This is a genomic window from Caballeronia sp. LjRoot29 (assembly GCF_964252755.1).
GTDB lineage: Bacteria > Pseudomonadota > Gammaproteobacteria > Burkholderiales > Burkholderiaceae > Caballeronia.
On sequence record NZ_CAXUPU020000026.1, the window covers coordinates 1 to 17067 of the forward strand.

Here is a 17067-nt window from a genome sequence, read left to right on the forward strand (position 1 = left end):
CGAAAAAACCCACGTTTCCGTGGGTTTTTTTACTAGCAAAACCAAGCCAAAAGACTTACATAGCGCCAACCAACCCCGCGTCGTGAGCTTGCTGATCGGCGTGATAGCTCGAACGAACCATTGCGCCAACTGCCGCGTGCGTGAAGCCCATCTTGTACGCTTCTTCCTCGTACATCTTGAACGTATCGGGATGAACATACGAACGTACCGGAAGATGATGCTCGGAAGGCTGCAGATACTGGCCGATCGTCAGCATGTCGACGTTATGCTCGCGCAAATCGCGCATGACCTGAAGGATCTCTTCTTCCGTTTCACCCAGGCCGACCATCAGGCCGGACTTGGTCGCGACTTCCGGATGCAGCGCCTTGAAGTCCTTCAGCAGTTTCAGCGAATGCGCGTAATCCGAACCGGGACGCGCTTCCTTGTACAAACGCGGCACCGTTTCGAGATTGTGGTTCATCACATCGGGCGGCGCGGCGGTCAGGATGCCGATTGCACGATCCAGACGGCCACGGAAATCCGGCGTCAGGATTTCGATGCGCGTCATCGGCGAATGCTCACGCACTTGCCGGATACATTCCACGAAGTGCGCAGCGCCACCGTCACGCAGATCGTCGCGATCCACGCTCGTGATCACCACATACTTCAATTTCAACGCGCCAATAGTGCGAGCGAGATTCAGCGGTTCGTCGGCATCGAGCGGATCAGGGCGGCCATGGCCCACGTCGCAGAACGGGCAACGACGCGTGCATTTGTCACCCATGATCATGAAGGTCGCGGTGCCCTTGCCGAAACATTCGCCAATGTTCGGGCAGCTCGCTTCTTCGCAGACCGTATGAAGGTTGTGTTCACGCAGGATCTGCTTGATCTCGGTGAACCGCGAACTGCCCGTGGCGGCCTTCACGCGAATCCACTCGGGCTTTTTCAGCTTTTCGATCGGGATGATCTTGATCGGGATGCGCGCCGTTTTCGCCTGCGCTTTTTGCTTGGCGGTGGCGTCGTAGGGGACGGCAACAGGGGTTGATGCGTCAGTGCTGCCAGCCAGATTTCCAGTTACATCAGTCATTCGGTCGGTCCATTCAGACGGCCACGCCGTTCTGTGGTTGGGCGGCGGTCGCGCGATGGCCGCCGATATGGTGAGTGAGGTTTTCAGCCAGCGTTTGCGCTACGTCGTTCCAGTCTGCCACCACGCCGAGTGTTGCCATGTCGACGGTTTCGAGGCCGGCGTAGCCACACGGGTTGATCGCGAGAAACGGTTGCAGGTCCATTTTCACGTTGAGGCTCACACCGTGATAACTGCAACCGTTGCGGATTTTCAGCCCGAGCGCTGCGATCTTCGCGCCTGCATGGGCGAGTTGCGACGGTGTCGGCGCGACGTAGATGCCCGGCGCGCGCTCCTTGCGTTCCGCTACAAGATTATACGATGCAAGCGTTTCGATCACGCCGCCCTCGATTCGCTGCACGAGTTCGCGGACCATCAGCTTGCGGCGCCGAAGGTCGAGCAGCAGGTACGCGACGACTTGTCCGGGGCCGTGATACGTGATCTGGCCGCCGCGATCGACCTTGACGAGCGGGATATCGCTATTGGGATTGAGCAGGTGCGCGGGGTCGCCGGCCAGGCCGAGTGTGAAAACCGGCGGATGCTCGACCAGCCAGATTTCATCGGTCGTGTCGGGTGTACGCGCGTCCGTGAAGGCGCGCATGGCGTCGAAGCTTTGCGTGTAGGGCTCGAGCCCGCGCCAGCGGAATATGACCGAAGGAGTCGATGCGCCAGGGACGGAGCAATCTGTTGATGCTAGATGGGGAGTTATTACCGGCTGGGCGGACATATTCCCGTTAGTTTACCGAAATTCGGTTATCCGCGCCGATGGAAGGTTTTCGGGGTGCGTACGCGGCGGTCGCGCCAGCAGACCCCTCGGGTCCACCGACGCGACCAAACCCTCGTTTAAACCGTCCGCCATCCAGACCGGAACCGCCCAGCAAGCTTCTCGAACCGGCGCGCGAGCCAGCCAATCGCCTGCTGATCCGCCCGCGGCGCCAACGTGAACACGACCTGCGCGGTGCGCCCCTTTTCGGTACTCAGCCACAGCCGCTCATGTTCACGCAGCTTCAGGCTATCGCCTGGCACAAGCCAGTAATCTTCCGTATCGTTACTACGCGTGGCCCACACCGGTGCACCTTGAACGACCAGCCTGACGCTGCGGCCAATCTTCATCGGAACCGTTTCGCCATCGCCAATCTCAAACGTGATGCTTGTGGATATTTCTCGCATGACAGCCTCCGCCAAAAATCGTGTTGATGGCTATAAGATAGGCTCAGCATGGCTTTAAGCAAAACGAGCAATTTTCTTCGGTTTGTGAGATAAATTCACATAGACAACTCGAGTGAACGCCCGTGGACCTTCGACAACTCCCCGCCCTCAACGCGCTGCGCGCCTTCGAAGCCGCGGCGCGTCATGAAAGCTTTTCACGCGCCGCCGACGAACTGTTCGTCACCCACGGCGCCGTCAGCCACCAGATCCGCGCGCTCGAAGCTGATCTCGGCGTCACGCTATTCGCTCGCGACGGCAAACGCGTCCGCCTCTCGGACATTGGCCGCCAGTACGCCACCGAAGTGCGCGCCACACTTTCCGCCCTCGCCGAAGCCACGCGCCGCCTGCGCTCGGGGGAACGGGACCGGCGGCTGGTGGTGTCGATGCTGTCGTCGTTTTCGGCGCGCTGGGTAACGCCGCGGATAGGGGGGTTTATCGAAGAGCATCCGGAAATCAACCTGGAACTGCTCTCGACCAACACCCTGACGGATTTCACGCGCGATGACGTGGACGTCGCCATCCGTTTTAGCAGCATCGGCAAATATGCCGGGTTGCATGCGGAAGAATTGCTCGACGAAGTGTTTTTCCCCGCGTGTTCGCCGAACTTCAATGGCGGCAAGCTGCCGCGCACGCCCGCCGACATGGCCGACGCGCCGCTGCTGCGCTCGCACGACGAGCTCTGGAAACCGTGGTTCGACGCAGCCGGACTCGTGGACTTGCCAGAACCGAAGCGCGGGGTTTTATACGAGGATTCGTCGAATTTGCTGCAGGCGGCCATTCAAGGCCAGGGGATCGCGCTCGTGCGCCGGTCGCTTGCCATGCAGGAAATCGTGGCGGGACGGCTTGTACGGCTGTTCAACGTAGACGGGCCGAGCCCGTGGAACTACTACTTCGTGTGCCCGCACGCGTTGCTCGAAACGCAACGCGTACAACACTTTCGCACCTGGCTGTTCGACGAAATCATGCGCTTCAGGCAGCTCTACGAGTGCACGCCGGCTGCCTGCGATGCTCCGATGCGGCCGCCACGGGCCGCGCCGGAGCTCCGGCTCAAAGCACCACTTTGACCATCGGGTGACCGGTCAACGCGCGATAGATATCGTCGAGATGTGCGCGGCTTTGCGCCCGCACGGTAATGGTCAGGCCGGTATATTTGCCGCCCGACGACGGGCGCACTTCAATGCGCTCGATGTCGAACTGGTCGTCAAATTCGCGGATCACGGTGACGACGGCATCGCGGAATTCCGGATGCGTCGCGCCCATTACCTTGATCGGAAAATCGCAGGGGAAATCGAACAGGGCGTCGATATCGGGTGAGCTCATGGTGTTCTCCATCACAGGACGCCCGGTCCGCCCAGGCGTCTTACAGCTTGCATAGATGGAGCCGGATCGAATAAATCCAACACCGTCATGCCCGGCTGTTTACTTCTGTTTACTTCTTCTTCTGCCACATCATCAGCAGCGAATCCCACGTCCGGCCGACAAAACCCGCCTGCGGCACTTCCTGCAACGCGACCAGCGGGAACTGCGCAACTTCCTTGCCGTCCGCCATCATCTTCACGGTGCCGATCTGCTGGCCCTTCTTGATCGGCGCGATGATGGTGTCGTTGTGCGTGACGGTCGGCTTGACCTTGTCGCCCATGCCCTTCGGCACGGTGATGTACTGATCCGTCTCCACGCCCGCCTTCACCAGGTTTTCCGTGCCCTTATAAACGCGCGGCGAATCGATCACCTGACCCGCCTTGTACAGACGCACGGCGTCATAAGCCGTGTAGCCGTAGTTCAGCATCTTCAGGCTGTCCTGCACCCGGTTGTGCTCTTTCGGCTCGCCCATCATCACGGCGACCAGACGGCGGCTCGCGTCGGGCACACCTTCCAGCGGACGTTTGGCCGAGGCGATCAGGCAATATCCGGCGGCTTTGGTATGACCGGTCTTGAGACCGTCGACGGTGGAATCGATCCACAGCAAGCGGTTGCGGTTCGGCTGCTTGATCTTGTTATAGGTGAAATCCTTCACCGAGAAGATGCCGTAATACTCGGGAAAATCGCGGATCAGGCGCGCGGACAGCACGGCCAGATCGCCCGCAGTGGTGTAGTGCTGCGGGTCGGGCATGCCGTTCACATCGGCGAAATGGGTATTCTTCATACCAATCTGTTTCGCCGCCGCGTTCATCAACGCGACGAAGTTCGACTCGCTACCGCCCACCAGTTCAGCCAACGCGATAGCCGCGTCGTTACCCGACTGGATGATCATGCCGTACACGAGATCGTGCACGGTCACCGGCTTGTTCGCTTCGATGAACATGCGCGACTCGTCCGTGCCCACGCGGCGCACGGCTTCGCTCGGCATGACCGTCTGGTCCATGTTGATCTTCTTCGACTTGAGTGCGTCGAAGACAAGATAAGCGGTCATGAGCTTGGTCAGCGACGCCGGCTCCGAGCGCTCGTCCGGATTGCCGGAGGCGAGCACCTGATTGCTGGTTGCATCGACGAGAACCCAGGAACGCGCCGTGACATCCGGCGGCGGCACTTGCGCAAATGCAGTTGCCGCGACCAGTGTGGCGGGCAAAACGATAGCGGCAGTGACAGCGCGATGAATGGAGGAAGGTGCGACGAAAGACAAGCTTGAAGGGGAAAAGCGCATAGGTTCGGATCGGCAGAAAAAAACATCGGCGAGTCAGGCATTCCCTTCAAGGAAATACGCAACGCGCGGGTTGTACAGGCGGAGGGTCAGTCCAGTAGAGCGCTACGGCGAGCGCTAAATCGACAAGCGGTCGCGCAAAAGTCTGCGCCATTATACGCGTGCGTCAAACCGCTTTTGCCGCGAAAGTGGCTGGATGTGCCGGGGATTCGTGAAAACAGGAACAAAAACATCGATAAAAACGACAACGGCGCAAAGCCTTTGAAAGCCTCGCGCCGTGCATTTATTCAACAGAGGGTTTGTATTCGTGAAGTTTCAATTAAGCGTAAAGGCGAGGCGAACTCAGCGCCATGCATCGACAATAATCTTCTTCAGCACATGCAGCTTCCGATGAAAGAAATGCTCGCCGCCGGGAATCACCACCACGGGCAATTCTTGTGGCCGGGCCCACTCGTAAACCGAATTGATCGGCACGGTTTCATCCACTTCACCGTGGATCACGAGCGTGTTGTCCGGCACTTCTGCAACCTGCCAGTTGCTCGCCGCCGTCCCGACGAACACCATCCGTTCGATGACCTCGCCCGAGTCGCGCAAGTGCTTCGCCACATGCGACATCACGAAGGTCCCGAACGAGAAACCGGCGAGCACCAGCGGGACATCTGACTGGTCCGGCTGCGCGCGCATATGAGCGACCACGGCCAGCAGGTCATCACGTTCGCCCGTGCCGTTGTCGTGCTCGCCTTGCGTTTCGCCCACGCCCCGAAAATTCGATCGATACGTGATGTACCCAAGCTGCACGAGCGTGCGCGCGAGGGTCTGTGCGACCTTGTTGTCCATCGTCCCGCCGTACAGCGGATGCGGATGCGCAACCAGCGCAATGCCACGCGTGGCGGCGCCATCGGCTGGACGATCCAGCGCGACTTCAATCTTGCCCACCGGTCCGTCGATCAGGAACCTGTCAGTCTGTGCGTTCATTGCGCGAGGCCTCAGACAACAGGCTGATCGAGCAGCAAACGCTCGACGATCTTGCCGTTCACCAGATGCGAATCGACGATTTCATCGATATCCGCTTCATCCACATACGTGTACCAGGTCCCTTCGGGATACACGACAACCACCGGTCCCAGCTCGCAGCGCTCGAGGCAACCGGCCTTGTTGATGCGGACCTTGCCGTCGCCGGCGAGCCCGAGCTGCTTCACGCGCTTCTTCGCGTACTCCTGCATGGCCTGCGCGTTGCAATTCGCGCAACTTGGACGCGCGGCGTCGGGGTCGCGCTGGTTCAGGCAGAAGAACACGTGATATTTGTAGAACGGGTCCATGAGCTTGGCCGGAAGAGGATTGATGTCGTGGGGGTTTTGTGTCGCGTTTTTGTGTCGCTTTGAACCGATTATAACGACCGGCGCTTTTCGCCGCCGGCACGCCGCCGGGCCAGAAATGCGCGCTCCGCAGTCGATGCCAGCCAGCCAAGCGCGGCATACGGCCACACCCACGCGAGCCACTGCGAAAGACCATTGAAATGCAGATAGCGCCCTTGGCGCCAGTCGGCGAGGACGATATCGAAGTACGGATTGACGGGCAGGAGATTCACCAGCACCAATGCCACGATAAGCGCAACACCCGCGAGCGTCGCACGCCACGCCCGCGAGCATCGCAGAGAAAGCAAACCAACCAGCGTGCCGCACGCTATGCCGGCAATGGCGCCGTCGGTCGCCCAGTCAAACGTCAGCCCGGCGCGCGACTGCAGGAACGTCGCGCCCGCTTTCGCGGCGAGTGTCGCGATCATCAGGCCGAGCAGCAGCCTCACGCGTGGCGCGCGGCTGCGCATGGGCAACGTGGCCAGCACCAGCGCGGCAAACAGGTTCAGTGAGGTGATGAGCGTTTCCCAGGCGTCGTCGGGAAGCTTTGCGCCCAGATGCGCCGGCCACGCCACGACATTCCACGCGGCGGGCGCCCACGCGAGCAGCGTGTCCTGCATCACGGGATCGATGCTCGACCACAGCACGCGCGGCAAATCGCCGACAGCGAACAGGAACGGGGCGGGATACATGGCCGCGAACGGCCAGAGCCCGGATAAGCCGATCATGTACGCGGCATCGCGCTCGAACCACATGAAACGCATGCGGCGCAGCAAACCCCGGTCGAGCAGCATGCTGGTCGCGGGCGCGGTGAGCGCCGCGCCCAGCAGCGCGCCGAGCGCGTTTGCGGCCAAGTCGAGATTCGATGCCACGCGCGTCGGCAAATAAGTCTGCACGGCTTCCATCGAACCCGACAACATTGCCCCGGCGATAAACGCCACGCCCGCCGCAACCGCGCCGCGCCAGCGCGGATAAAGCGCAAGCACGGCCAGCGCGCCGAACGGCATGTAGCCGAGCACGTTGGTGATGACGTCGAACGCGGTGAGATATTGCGGCAGCGGATCGGTGAGATACGCAAACGGTCCGATTCCGAGGGTTCGCCAGCCGGAAAACGGATACAGCGACCCATAGACGATCAGAACTGTATAAACCGCCAGCGCCTGTCGCGAGAGCGCAGACGGCCGACGCTGCCAATGCTTGAGAATCATGCGCGCCGCCCTTGTCCTTGCGCTGCTCCTTGCCCTGCTCTTTGCCCTGCTCCATGCATTCGTTCTCGCGTTCTTTTTCGTTCCAGAACGCAGCGCGCCGTGCCAGCCTGCATGGTAATCACCGGGCGGTCCTGAAGCAGCTCGCGACTTGCAACGCTGTCATTGCGAAGCGACCAGCGGCTGCACGCCGAGCCATGCCGCCATTTGCGCGATCAGGTCGTCGGAAGCGGCGGCAAGCGCACGCGCGCCACCGGCGGCATCGGCCGTGGACGAAGGCGCCCGCGCGATGAACGTGCGCTGGCTGACCACCTGCCCATGCTGCGACAACGTCACCCGCGCCGACACCTCGCCGTGGCTTTGCGAGGGGGCATCGAAGACTTGCTCGAAGTCCGTCAGATCGACCTGCAACGTGGGCGCGCGCACGGCGTCGGCGCCTGTGAGGACAGGTCCGCGCGAGGCCAGCGCCGCGCGCAGACGCTGCGTGAGCAAGTCCGCCGGCGACATGGTCCAGTGGCTGTCCGCATAGATCGCGGTGCGCTGGGCGTCGGCATATTTCAGGCGATACACGAACGCATCGGTATCCAGGTTCTTCGCGGCGCTCACCGCCAGCACTTTCACTGGAGGCATGGTCATGGTGTTGCCCAGCTGCGGGGGCGCACCCAGGTCGTAGCGAATATTCGATATAGCCGCAGGCGGCCCCGACGCGCATCCGGCGAGCATGGCAACGCAGGCCAGCGCGGCCAGGCTGAGCCTGACAAAACCGGAGCGCGCCCGCGGCAGCGGGCGCGCAGCACGCTTGGGATAGCGCATCGCCTGCAAGATCGTGTGTGGCATCACAGTTCCCTATTCCTAGATCAAAAAACGCTTCGGCAGCGGACCGGGCGCCGACGCTTCTGCGTCATGTAGCACGGCTCGATTCACACCGTCATTTCGACGAATTCGATGGCGCCGTCGGCCACTGGAAACCCGGCTCGCCAGGCCCTGGCGCCGGCTGCGGCGCGCCGAACAGCACGCTGCGCGGATTCCGGTTGAAAGTTTCCGCAGCGTGATCCACCGAGCGCGCCGCACTGCCCACGTCATCGGCCAATGAGTTCACGCGCGGCAATGTCTCGTAACCCACGCGCGCCGCCATTTCCTGCAACGACTCGTTGACTTCGTTCATCGCCCGGCCGGCACGTTCAGCCGCTTCACCCGCCTTGTTCATGTTGGTCACGAACGGCCCGTCCGCCCGGCTCAAGCTATTCGCAAGCGCATTGGTCGACGCGAGCGTGCGGTCCAGTTGATTCAGCGTATGAGGCAGTTGCTGCGCTACCGGGCCGACCTGCTTGCTCAGCAGTGCAATGCTGTCCGCTGCACCTTGCAAGCTCTTCGCGGTTTGCTGCACCTGATCGCGCATGTCGTCGGACATGAATTTGTCTGCGTCGTCGGCAATCCGTTCGAACTTCCTGATCAGGATGTCGCCGCGTTGCTGCAACTGGTCGAACAAGCCCGGGCGCAACGGCAGCGACGCAACCTTTTGCGGCGATGAGGGCAGCGGCGCCGTGTTCTTGCCGGTATCGTCGAGTTGCACGAATGCAATCCCCGTCACACCCTGGAAACCGAGCGTGGCGAAGGTGGATTGCGTGATCGGCGCGTTCTTGTCGACCTCGATACGAATGCGGATCTGCCCCGGATTGGCGTGATCGAACTTGATGGATTCCACCTTGCCCACGCCGAGGCCGCGATAGCGAACGTCGGCATCGGTGTACAAACCCGTCACATTAGTGCGCGCCACGAGGTCGTACGGCACGCGCACGGTGCGGTCCACGTTGAAAAAGAACACCGCGAGGCCGATAGCGGCCAACAGCCCGATAGTGAACAGACCGGCCCAGAACGCATGGGATTTGTTTTCCATCAGCAGGTTCCTTTTTTTACTACGTACTGCCAGAGCTTTCCTGAAAACCGTTCATGAGAACGCTCGTAAGAACGGCTAGAGTGAGGGACCGCATGGCGCGTCTTCCAGTGCAACCGCCGGTAATTTTGCGCGGCGCTCGGGCGGCAGCGCCTGCAACGCGCGCCTGCCGCGCCGCCCGAGAAAATATTCGCGGATAAACGGGTGGTCCACGGCCACCGCCTCTTCCACGGGCGCCGCCACCAATACGCGACGCTCGGCCAGCACAGCCACCCGCGTGGACAGCGCGACCATGGTGTCGAGATCGTGCGTGACGAGAACCACGGTCAAGCCCAGTGCCCGGTGCAGCGTGGCGATCAGGTCGACAAATTCATCCGATGCCTTCGGGTCCAGCCCTGCCGTGGGTTCATCGAGGAACAGCAGTTCGGGTTCAAGCGCAATGGCCCGCGCGATCCCTACGCGCTTGACCATGCCGCCCGATAACGCCGACGGCATCTTGCTCATGTTCTTGCACGACAGCCCGACCATTTCCAGCTTGAGCATCACGAACTCGCGGATCAGGTCCTCCGGAATCTTGCCCAGTTCGCGGAACGGCTGCGCGATGTTGTCGTACACCGACAACGACGAAAACAGCGCGCCCTGCTGGAACATCATGCCGGAGCGCGTGCGCAGGATGCGCGCGGTTTCGTCGTCCATGTTCGCCCACTCGTCGCCAAGCACTCGGATCGTGCCCGACGTGGGCGACTCCAGCCCGAGCATCTGCCGCACGAGCGTGGTTTTGCCGGAGCCCGAGCCCCCGAGCAACGCAAGTATCTCGCCGCGCCGCACTTCGAGGTTCAGGTGTTCGTGAATCACCGTGCGGCCGTAACGTTTCGTCACGTCCACGACTTCGATCACCGGTTCCGTGGTGACGGGCGTAGGTTTGTCGCGAACGGCGGATGCAAGGGTAGCCGACATCAGATGCCCACCGACTGGAAGAGGATGGCGAACACCGCGTCAGCGAGAATCACGATGGTGATGGACGACACCACCGAGGTCGTCGTCCCCTCGCCCAGGCTCTGCGAATTCGCCTTGATCCGGAAGCCAAAGTGACACGCGGCCAGCGCGATCAGCATGCCGAACACCACGCCCTTGGAAAGTCCGATCCACAGGTTGGCGATCGGCACGACGGACGGCAGCGAGCGCACAAAAAAGGACAAGTCGATACCCAATACCAGCTTCGCCGCCAGCGCACCGCCGAGCAGCGCAACCATGTTGGTCCACATGACCAGCAGCGGCATGGCAATGCCGAGCGCCAACACGCGCGGCAAGACGATCCGCAAGCCGTGAGGGATGCCCATGACCTGCATGGCGTCGAGTTCTTCCGTCACGCGCATCACGCCGATCTGCGCGGTAATGGCGGAACCGGAGCGGCCCGCGACCAGGATGGCTGAAAGCACTGGCCCCAGCTCGCGTATCACCGAAAGCCCCAGGATATTCACGATGTACTGATTCGCGCCGAACATGCGCAGTTGCTGCGCCGATAGATAACTCAGCACGATGCCGATCAAAAACGCCACGAGCGCCGTGATGCCGAGCGCCTGCGTGCCTGCGGCATAGATGTTCGCGGAGATTTCCGTCCACGGAATACGCTTCGGACGCCGCGCCAGCCCGATCAGGTCGAGCACGAATCCGCCGAACAGGGCGAGGCCGCCGTACAAATGCTCGAAGAACGAGAACAGCATCAGGCCGAAGCGCGTGATGGGATCGACACGATCAATCTGTTCGGGCTCGTCACGATTCGCGTCGAGCAACGCGACCCGTTCGAAAATTTCCCTTTGCGTGTCCGAGAGCGTGACGCGCTCCGGCAACTTCCGGCCCCACACGCGCCACAGCGCCTGCCCGCCGACGTGATCAAGCCGCTCGACTGGCAGCAAGTCCCATTGCTTGATGGCCTCCTGCCCGACACTGCGCAGCCGGTCCACCACGCCGCGTTTCGCGCTCGCGTGATCGCGCGCCAGTGCGAACGCCGTCCACTGGCCGGAAAGCCGGACAACCTTGCCCTGCTGGCCGGACTCGACCTTCAGGCCGGGCGGAGTGTCGAAGTTCAAGGCTTGAAAGCGCTCCGGGTAGGGTGGAGGGAGAAGCCATTGTAGCGAAGGTACGTCATGGAATCTCGAACAGGCGGGGCGTTGGCCAACCGGCCAGGGTTTCGGCGCCGAGGCACGTTGCAACGACCAACGTGCGTGTCGTTGTGCGTGTTTCCCCGCCCGGCTCCCGGGCGCCAGATCGCTACAATGCGGATATGAACTCATCCAACTCGTCTTTTCCGCTCGACGCCGCCTGGCGGATCGACCTCGACCGGCTCATGTCGCTCGCCGCGCGGCCGGTGCGCGACTGGCCGATCGAGATCGTCGATGAAACCGGCTCTACCAACGCTGACCTGATGGCGCAGCTCAAGGAACAGCCTCGCAACAAGACGTCAGCCTCGGCGCCCGACTCGTTCTCGCCGCGTTCGACGCTGAAGGCCGCCGATGGCACGCCGTTCGTGCGGGTTGCGTACTCGCAGACGGCCGGCCGGGGCCGTCGGGGCCGTGCGTGGGTGGCGCAACCGGGCAACGCGTTGTTGTTTTCTACCGCCTGCGTGCTGCCACGGCCGCTGGAAGGGCTCGCGGGTCTGAGCCTCGCAGTCGGCACAGCCGTGCTCGACGCACTGAATGGCTTGCCGCTGGCGGCATCGGCAAGACTCGCGCTGAAATGGCCGAACGACATCCTGCTCGACGACGGCAAGCTCGCCGGCATCCTGATCGAAACCGCGTGGAACACGCCGCGGGCGAGCGCGGTGGTGATTGGCATCGGCATCAACCTGCATGGCGCAGCGGAATTGGCGGCCGAACTGGATGAAGCTCAGCGTCGAAACGCCCTTCCCGTGCCGGGCAATACGCCGGCGTCCCTGTCGCGCGCGTGGCCCGAAGCAAATCTCACCGAGACCCTCGCCGCCGTCCTGAACGCGCTCGATGCCACCCTCGCGCGTTTCGCCGCCGATGGCTTCCGCCCATTTCGCCAGCAATGGCTCGCCGCGCACGCCTACGCGGGGCGCGAGGTGGTGCTGCTGGAGCAAGGTGTGGAAGTGGCGCGCGGTTTGGCGGTGGGTATCGACGATAACGGCCAGTTGCAGATCGATACACCAACGGGTCTGCGGACCGCCACCACCGGCGACGTCTCGTTGCGGCTTGCGGAGCAGCGGCCGTGAGTGGTGCACCGTTTCTGCTTATCGATGCAGGCAACAGCCGGATCAAGTGGTCGCTGGTGAGCGCGGCCAATGCCAACGAAACGCTGAACGCCGGCGCGTTTGAACACGTCGGCGTTGAAGCCGTTCTGACGGATATAGCCGATTGGTCGAGCTTGCCGAAGCCGGCGGGCGTGTGGATTTCTAATGTTGCGGGACCGCGCGTGGGCGAGCGGATAGCCGCCCTTCTTGATGCACGCTGGCCCGGCATGCCCCGCACGATCGTGCGCGCGCAAGCCCAACAATCAGGCGTGACGAACCGCTATACGGAACCGTCGAAGCTCGGCAGCGACCGATGGTGCGGCCTGATTGGCGCGCACGCGGCGTATCCCGGCGATAACCTGCTGATCGCGACTATCGGCACGGCGACGACGCTTGAAGCGCTGCTCGCCGATGGCACCTTCACAGGCGGCCTGATTGCTCCGGGCTGGCTGCTGATGATGCAATCGCTCGGCACCCACACGGCTCAATTGCCCACCCTTCTGCCCGACACCGCCCGCCACGCGATCAGCTCGTCCAGCGGCATTTTCGCGACCGACACGCGTACGGCTTTGTCGTCAGGATGTTTGCTCGCGCAAGCTGGCTTGATAGAACGCGCGTGGCAGGATCTGCGCGCCCAATGGAACAACGACGTGCGCCTGATTCTCAGCGGCGGGGGCGCCAGTGAAGTGGCGGGCGCGCTCAAGGTGCCGCATACTCGTCACGATTCCCTCGTGCTCGCCGGGCTTGCATTGATTGCCCGCGAAGCCGCCGTTTCCCGTTCACCTGATTGATGGAGCGCTTTCCATGCTGCGCTGGTTTCTCGCCCTGTTATTTCTGGCAAACCTGTTGATGTTCGTTGTCGTGCAAGGTGTGTTTGGACCGCTGCCGTCGGCCGGCGGACGCGAACCGCAGCATCTCGACCGGCAAGTCCATCCGGAACTGGTACGCGTTAGCCCGATCAGCCCTGAAGAAGCCGCTGATCAGGCTGTAGTCGGCGGTCCGGCGCCCGCGGCCGCCGTGCAGGCTGCGCCGCTCTCGCAATAAGCCGCTGTTAAGCCCTGTTTCCGGCCAACGCAGTTATCCCTGCGTGCGCACTTTCTTGAGCAACGCGGTCGTCGAGCGATCGTGCTCGAATGGAATGGCCAGCGCCTTGCCGCCCCAGCTTCGCACCAGCGCCGATTCCGCCAGCTTGTCCATATCGTAATCACCGCCTTTCACCAGCACGTCCGGATGCAACTCGCCGATGAGTTCCAGCGGCGTCGACTCCTCGAATTTCACCACCCAATCCACGCTTTCCAACGCGGCCAGCAGCGCCATGCGGTCATCTTCGCGATTGATCGGCCGATCGTCGCCCTTGCCGAGCCTCCGCACCGATGCATCGCTGTTCACACCGACAATCAGCGTTGCGCCTAGCGCTTTTGCATCGGCGAGATAGGTCACATGGCCGCGATGCAGGATATCGAAGACGCCATTCGTGAAAACCACCGGCGATGTGAATTGCGGGCGCGCAGCAGCGAGCGCATCGCGCGTCATGATCTTGCGTTCGAAAGGAGCGGGCATGTCTATCAATAATGAGGGTTTCGAAGGACCGTAGTGTGCCACGCGCGCCAGCACGTTTAACCCACGGCGTGTTTGCGCATGGAGCGCATCCTTCATAAACAAACAGCCCGCCGGTCACAAACCGGCGGGCTGTTTCAGAACAACAAATCGTAATTCCGGTCAGGCCGGCAGTTGCGATGCTGCTTGTGCAGCCTGCAGGCGCAACACTACTTCCTTGCGATACCGGTTCAACTCCTGCGCCGTGGCGAACGAGCGTTCGAACAGGATGGACAAGTTATGCAGGATCCGTTCGACAACCTTCTTTTCCCAACTGTCGTCGAAACGAATTTGTTCGTCGAGCCAATGTTCGAGCCATTCCGGATCCGGCAAACGCGACTGGATTGTGTCGCGCGGAAACAGCGCCTGGTTCACGTGCAGGTTGGTCGGATGCAGCGGCTTTTCCGTGCGCCGTGCCGATGCCATCAGGACACCGATCTTCGCGAACGCAGCACGCGCAATGTCACCGGTTTGCGTCATCGCTTTCTTCATGTAACGCAGATACGCGCCGCCATGACGGGCTTCGTCGCGCGAAATGGTTTCGTAGATATGCTTGATCACCGGTTCCGTGTGCCATTCGGCCGCGCGCCTATACCAATGGTTCAGGCGGATCTCGCCGCAGAAGTGCAGCATGAGCGTTTCGAGCGGGGGAGCGGGGTCGAATTCGAAGCGGACGGCGTCGAGTTCGGCTTCGGTCGGCACCATTTCAGGCTTGAAGCGGCGCAAGTATTCCATCAGCACGAGCGAGTGTTTCTGCTCTTCGAAGAACCACACGCTGATGAACGCCGAAAAATCGCTGTCGTTATGGTTGTCGCGCAGGAACATTTCCGTGGCGGGCAACGCGGACCATTCGGTGATCGCGTTCATCTTGATGGTCTTGGCTTGTTCGTCGGTAAGCAGCGCCGAGTCGAATTTGTCCCAGGGAATATCTTTCTCCATGTCCCAACGAACCGATTCCAGCGATTTATACAGTTCCGGATAAAGCATCGTGTTCATAGTCCACCCCTGGTTTGCAACGTAGTGCGACAGTTCTGTCTGTTGTAACTGTAGCCGGCTCGCACGGGAATCCGCGCCGCCAGCAGCGAAGCTTTCAATTTTACGCGGGAATCAGGCGCCCAGATGCAAAAACGGTAAAGAAGCGCCTGTCGCGTCCCTCTGCGACTTTTTGCCCGTTGCAAACGCGGCAGTCAGCGGCGTTGCACTATCTACCGTGGGTGAGGAGCGAACCCTGTGCCTGAGGTAAGTACGAAGCGCGAGCCGTGATGCAGCTCGTTTAAAGCCTTTTTTGATACTTTATAAAAATTTGATGCTTGATGAGACTCTTGCCCAAGCGACCGTTACCGCACTGCCGATTACGCCGATCACTACCATGCACGCCGCATGAAGCATGCCTTTGGCGCGTGACAGGCACAAGGCGCAACATGTTTTACCCCACGCCCCCCGGCCTGACCGTGAATCGTGTTCTCAGTCATGCCTGAGTAAGCTCGCGGTATCAAGCACCGACGAAAGGTCAATGCATTAAAAAAACCCGTCGATCATAGCATGGCGCTCTGGCGCCACTCCGCTACAACGTCGCTAATTGGCCCAAGCCCCGCGACGTTCAACACGCCATCAGGAAGCTTGCGTCGTAACGCAGGACTGCTGCCGCCCACCCAGATCGCGACCTCCGAAGGCAATGCCGCACGCAATTCCGTAAGCCCGTTGATCACGGTCTGCGCCGGCATGGAAGCGGCAAACGACAGCGCCACGATCTCTATTTCATGGGCCAGGACGGCGTCGACAATGTCCTGCTGCGGCGTCTGCGTTCCAAGCCCCATGCACTCGCAATCGGCCAACGCGAGCATGGCCTCCGCCATCAGGATGCCTAGCCCATGCCCCTCGCCCGCCAGCGTGGTGAGCAGCACCCGCGGGTGGGTACCGCGCCCGCGCAAAGCCTCGGAGAGTGGACGCATCAGCGAGCGCAGCGAGACCTGCAAGGCTTCACTGAACAGATGCTCGTGATAGACCTGCAGCGAGCCTGCGGCCCACGCATTACCCACTCTCGCCGTCAACGGCGCGGCTACATCGAGAACGAAGCGCGTGAGCCCTTCGTGCGTGGCGCGCTTAAGCAACTCGAAGCGGAAATCGTCGTATCGGCCTACGCGCAGCAGTTCAACGAGCCGGTCAAGTTCCGTGTCCGGCGCGTCCCGTCCCACGCCTGATTCTTCCGCCAGTTGCTGCAGCCGTGCGATGGATTGCGGCAGGACTTTGCTTGGCCTGTGGCCCGCATCCAGCAGGCGCTTGACCAGCCGGAGCTTGGTCACCTGCTCTTGCGGATAAAGCCGCTCGCCGCCCGATGACCGCAACGGTTGCGGGAAGCCGTAGCGGCGCTCCCAGACGCGCAGCGTGTCCTTGGTCAGCCCGATCTCGTTGGCAATCGCGCCGATGCCGATGCCTGTCACGCCTGTTTCGGCACTGTCTTCCGCCGCGCCCGTAGGGTCGGGAACCACCGGTATCAGGCTCCCGATTTCTGTCTCGCTGGCCGCCGTACCGTTCAAGGACAGATCGGTTTCCGATGTATTTGTCATGGACAAATCCTTGGATACGTAAATTGGTTAATGAAGCAAATGGAGCGAAATCCGCCTCTACACCTTAATTTATAGACTTTCTGTCAAACTCGCACCATTATTCATCATAGACGAAATTTCTTAATTATGGTGGACAAAACATTGTCGATGAAAGGTCGTTTTATTCCGGCGGCGTGCATCCATCGCGGCCGAAATTGCGTAATTCAACTTGAGCGCGGCATGAGCACCCGCCAGTAGCGCCAGACAAAGAG

The 17067-nt window shown here is 61.5% G+C and carries 19 protein-coding genes; 4 read left to right on the forward strand and 15 right to left on the reverse strand.

Translation table 11 applies throughout. The features are described 5' to 3' along the window. Positions 1-55: 55 nt before the first annotated feature. The 3 genes from lipA to ACSQ83_RS24415 form a co-directional block, all read right to left on the reverse strand. A complete protein-coding gene (gene lipA, locus ACSQ83_RS24405; protein ID WP_414952407.1) occupies positions 56-1066 on the reverse strand; it encodes a lipoyl synthase in 1011 nt (336 codons plus the stop codon). Positions 1067-1079: 13 nt separating this feature from the next. Continuing rightward, positions 1080-1829 carry a lipoyl(octanoyl) transferase LipB gene (lipB, locus tag ACSQ83_RS24410; protein ID WP_436229901.1) on the reverse strand — a complete coding sequence of 250 codons (750 nt, stop codon included), beginning with the start codon at positions 1827-1829 and terminating at the stop codon, positions 1080-1082. Between the two features lie 116 nt (positions 1830-1945). Beyond that, complete coding sequence (locus tag ACSQ83_RS24415) at positions 1946-2272, reverse strand: DUF2917 domain-containing protein (RefSeq protein WP_436229902.1); 327 nt, start codon at positions 2270-2272, stop codon at positions 1946-1948. Positions 2273-2394: 122 nt separating this feature from the next. On the opposite strand from ACSQ83_RS24415, the gene ACSQ83_RS24420 reads away from it, so the two are divergent. After that, positions 2395-3375, forward strand: a complete 981-nt coding sequence (locus ACSQ83_RS24420; RefSeq protein ID WP_436229903.1) for a transcriptional regulator GcvA — start codon at positions 2395-2397, stop codon at positions 3373-3375. Here the strand turns inward: ACSQ83_RS24420 and ACSQ83_RS24425 are convergent. The 9 genes from ACSQ83_RS24425 to ACSQ83_RS24465 all read right to left on the reverse strand — a co-directional run bounded on the left by ACSQ83_RS24425 (position 3359) and on the right by ACSQ83_RS24465 (position 11493). Beyond that, complete coding sequence (locus ACSQ83_RS24425; protein ID WP_213764724.1) at positions 3359-3631, reverse strand: DUF493 family protein; 273 nt, start codon at positions 3629-3631, stop codon at positions 3359-3361. The genes ACSQ83_RS24420 and ACSQ83_RS24425 overlap by 17 nt on opposite strands. Before the next feature lie 109 nt (positions 3632-3740). Then, entirely contained in the window at positions 3741-4952 is a 1212-nt protein-coding gene (locus ACSQ83_RS24430; protein WP_436229904.1) for a D-alanyl-D-alanine carboxypeptidase family protein, read from the reverse strand. A 339-nt stretch (positions 4953-5291) separates the two neighbouring features. Next, on the reverse strand, positions 5292-5924 hold the full coding sequence (locus ACSQ83_RS24435; RefSeq protein ID WP_436229905.1) for an alpha/beta hydrolase: 633 nt from the start codon (positions 5922-5924) through the stop codon (positions 5292-5294). Positions 5925-5935: 11 nt separating this feature from the next. Beyond that, a complete protein-coding gene (locus tag ACSQ83_RS24440) occupies positions 5936-6268 on the reverse strand; it encodes a (2Fe-2S) ferredoxin domain-containing protein (RefSeq protein WP_031357137.1) in 333 nt (110 codons plus the stop codon). Between the two features lie 68 nt (positions 6269-6336). Then, a complete protein-coding gene (locus tag ACSQ83_RS24445) occupies positions 6337-7512 on the reverse strand; it encodes a VanZ family protein (RefSeq protein ID WP_436229906.1) in 1176 nt (391 codons plus the stop codon). 159 nt (positions 7513-7671) lie between these two features. Further along, positions 7672-8292 carry an ABC-type transport auxiliary lipoprotein family protein gene (locus ACSQ83_RS24450; RefSeq protein ID WP_436229966.1) on the reverse strand — a complete coding sequence of 207 codons (621 nt, stop codon included), beginning with the start codon at positions 8290-8292 and terminating at the stop codon, positions 7672-7674. A 145-nt stretch (positions 8293-8437) separates the two neighbouring features. Then, positions 8438-9406 (reverse strand): MlaD family protein, encoded by a 969-nt coding sequence (locus tag ACSQ83_RS24455; protein ID WP_436229907.1) that lies wholly within the window; start codon positions 9404-9406, stop codon positions 8438-8440. Between the two features lie 75 nt (positions 9407-9481). Further along, positions 9482-10360, reverse strand: coding sequence for an ABC transporter ATP-binding protein (locus tag ACSQ83_RS24460; RefSeq protein ID WP_414952398.1), 879 nt, complete (start codon positions 10358-10360; stop codon positions 9482-9484). Further along, a complete protein-coding gene (locus ACSQ83_RS24465) occupies positions 10360-11493 on the reverse strand; it encodes an MlaE family ABC transporter permease (protein WP_436229908.1) in 1134 nt (377 codons plus the stop codon). Before ACSQ83_RS24465 ends, ACSQ83_RS24460 begins: the two co-directional genes overlap by 1 nt. Before the next feature lie 194 nt (positions 11494-11687). Here ACSQ83_RS24465 and ACSQ83_RS24470 point away from each other — a divergent pair, with 194 nt between their 5' ends. The 3 genes from ACSQ83_RS24470 to ACSQ83_RS24480 are packed head-to-tail and all read left to right on the forward strand — an operon-like array spanning position 11688 to position 13697. Further along, positions 11688-12635 (forward strand): biotin--[acetyl-CoA-carboxylase] ligase, encoded by a 948-nt coding sequence (locus tag ACSQ83_RS24470; RefSeq protein WP_436229909.1) that lies wholly within the window; start codon positions 11688-11690, stop codon positions 12633-12635. Next, positions 12632-13444 carry a type III pantothenate kinase gene (locus ACSQ83_RS24475; RefSeq protein WP_436229910.1) on the forward strand — a complete coding sequence of 271 codons (813 nt, stop codon included), beginning with the start codon at positions 12632-12634 and terminating at the stop codon, positions 13442-13444. The genes ACSQ83_RS24470 and ACSQ83_RS24475 overlap by 4 nt, the downstream gene beginning before the upstream one ends. 13 nt (positions 13445-13457) lie before the next feature. Continuing rightward, a complete protein-coding gene (locus ACSQ83_RS24480; RefSeq protein WP_414952394.1) occupies positions 13458-13697 on the forward strand; it encodes a hypothetical protein in 240 nt (79 codons plus the stop codon). Positions 13698-13730: 33 nt separating this feature from the next. On the opposite strand, the gene rfaE2 is transcribed toward ACSQ83_RS24480, so the two are convergent. The 3 genes from rfaE2 to ACSQ83_RS24495 all read right to left on the reverse strand — a co-directional run bounded on the left by rfaE2 (position 13731) and on the right by ACSQ83_RS24495 (position 16816). Then, positions 13731-14213 (reverse strand): D-glycero-beta-D-manno-heptose 1-phosphate adenylyltransferase, encoded by a 483-nt coding sequence (gene rfaE2 / locus ACSQ83_RS24485; protein ID WP_436229911.1) that lies wholly within the window; start codon positions 14211-14213, stop codon positions 13731-13733. A gap of 159 nt (positions 14214-14372) precedes the next feature. Then, complete coding sequence (locus ACSQ83_RS24490; RefSeq protein WP_089165566.1) at positions 14373-15245, reverse strand: ferritin; 873 nt, start codon at positions 15243-15245, stop codon at positions 14373-14375. A 539-nt stretch (positions 15246-15784) separates the two neighbouring features. Beyond that, a complete protein-coding gene (locus ACSQ83_RS24495) occupies positions 15785-16816 on the reverse strand; it encodes a MerR family transcriptional regulator (RefSeq protein ID WP_436229912.1) in 1032 nt (343 codons plus the stop codon). Positions 16817-17067: the final 251 nt, after the last annotated feature.

Bases quoted from the DNA above. Each gene is read 5' to 3' on its own strand.
- rfaE2 (WP_436229911.1), bottom strand. From the start codon at position 14,213: ATGCCCGCTCCTTTCGAACGCAAGATCATGACGCGCGATGCGCTCGCT.
- ACSQ83_RS24480 (WP_414952394.1), top strand. From the start codon at position 13,458: ATGCTGCGCTGGTTTCTCGCCCTGTTATTTCTGGCAAACCTGTTGATG.
- ACSQ83_RS24495 (WP_436229912.1), bottom strand. From the start codon at position 16,816: ATGACAAATACATCGGAAACCGATCTGTCCTTGAACGGTACGGCGGCC.
- lipB (WP_436229901.1), bottom strand. From the start codon at position 1,829: ATGTCCGCCCAGCCGGTAATAACTCCCCATCTAGCATCAACAGATTGC.
- ACSQ83_RS24455 (WP_436229907.1), bottom strand. From the start codon at position 9,406: ATGGAAAACAAATCCCATGCGTTCTGGGCCGGTCTGTTCACTATCGGG.
- ACSQ83_RS24490 (WP_089165566.1), bottom strand. From the start codon at position 15,245: ATGAACACGATGCTTTATCCGGAACTGTATAAATCGCTGGAATCGGTT.
- ACSQ83_RS24425 (WP_213764724.1), bottom strand. From the start codon at position 3,631: ATGAGCTCACCCGATATCGACGCCCTGTTCGATTTCCCCTGCGATTTT.
- ACSQ83_RS24415 (WP_436229902.1), bottom strand. From the start codon at position 2,272: ATGCGAGAAATATCCACAAGCATCACGTTTGAGATTGGCGATGGCGAA.
- ACSQ83_RS24435 (WP_436229905.1), bottom strand. From the start codon at position 5,924: ATGAACGCACAGACTGACAGGTTCCTGATCGACGGACCGGTGGGCAAG.
- ACSQ83_RS24445 (WP_436229906.1), bottom strand. From the start codon at position 7,512: ATGATTCTCAAGCATTGGCAGCGTCGGCCGTCTGCGCTCTCGCGACAG.
- ACSQ83_RS24430 (WP_436229904.1), bottom strand. From the start codon at position 4,952: ATGCGCTTTTCCCCTTCAAGCTTGTCTTTCGTCGCACCTTCCTCCATT.
- ACSQ83_RS24470 (WP_436229909.1), top strand. From the start codon at position 11,688: ATGAACTCATCCAACTCGTCTTTTCCGCTCGACGCCGCCTGGCGGATC.
- lipA (WP_414952407.1), bottom strand. From the start codon at position 1,066: ATGACTGATGTAACTGGAAATCTGGCTGGCAGCACTGACGCATCAACC.
- ACSQ83_RS24440 (WP_031357137.1), bottom strand. From the start codon at position 6,268: ATGGACCCGTTCTACAAATATCACGTGTTCTTCTGCCTGAACCAGCGC.
- ACSQ83_RS24460 (WP_414952398.1), bottom strand. From the start codon at position 10,360: ATGTCGGCTACCCTTGCATCCGCCGTTCGCGACAAACCTACGCCCGTC.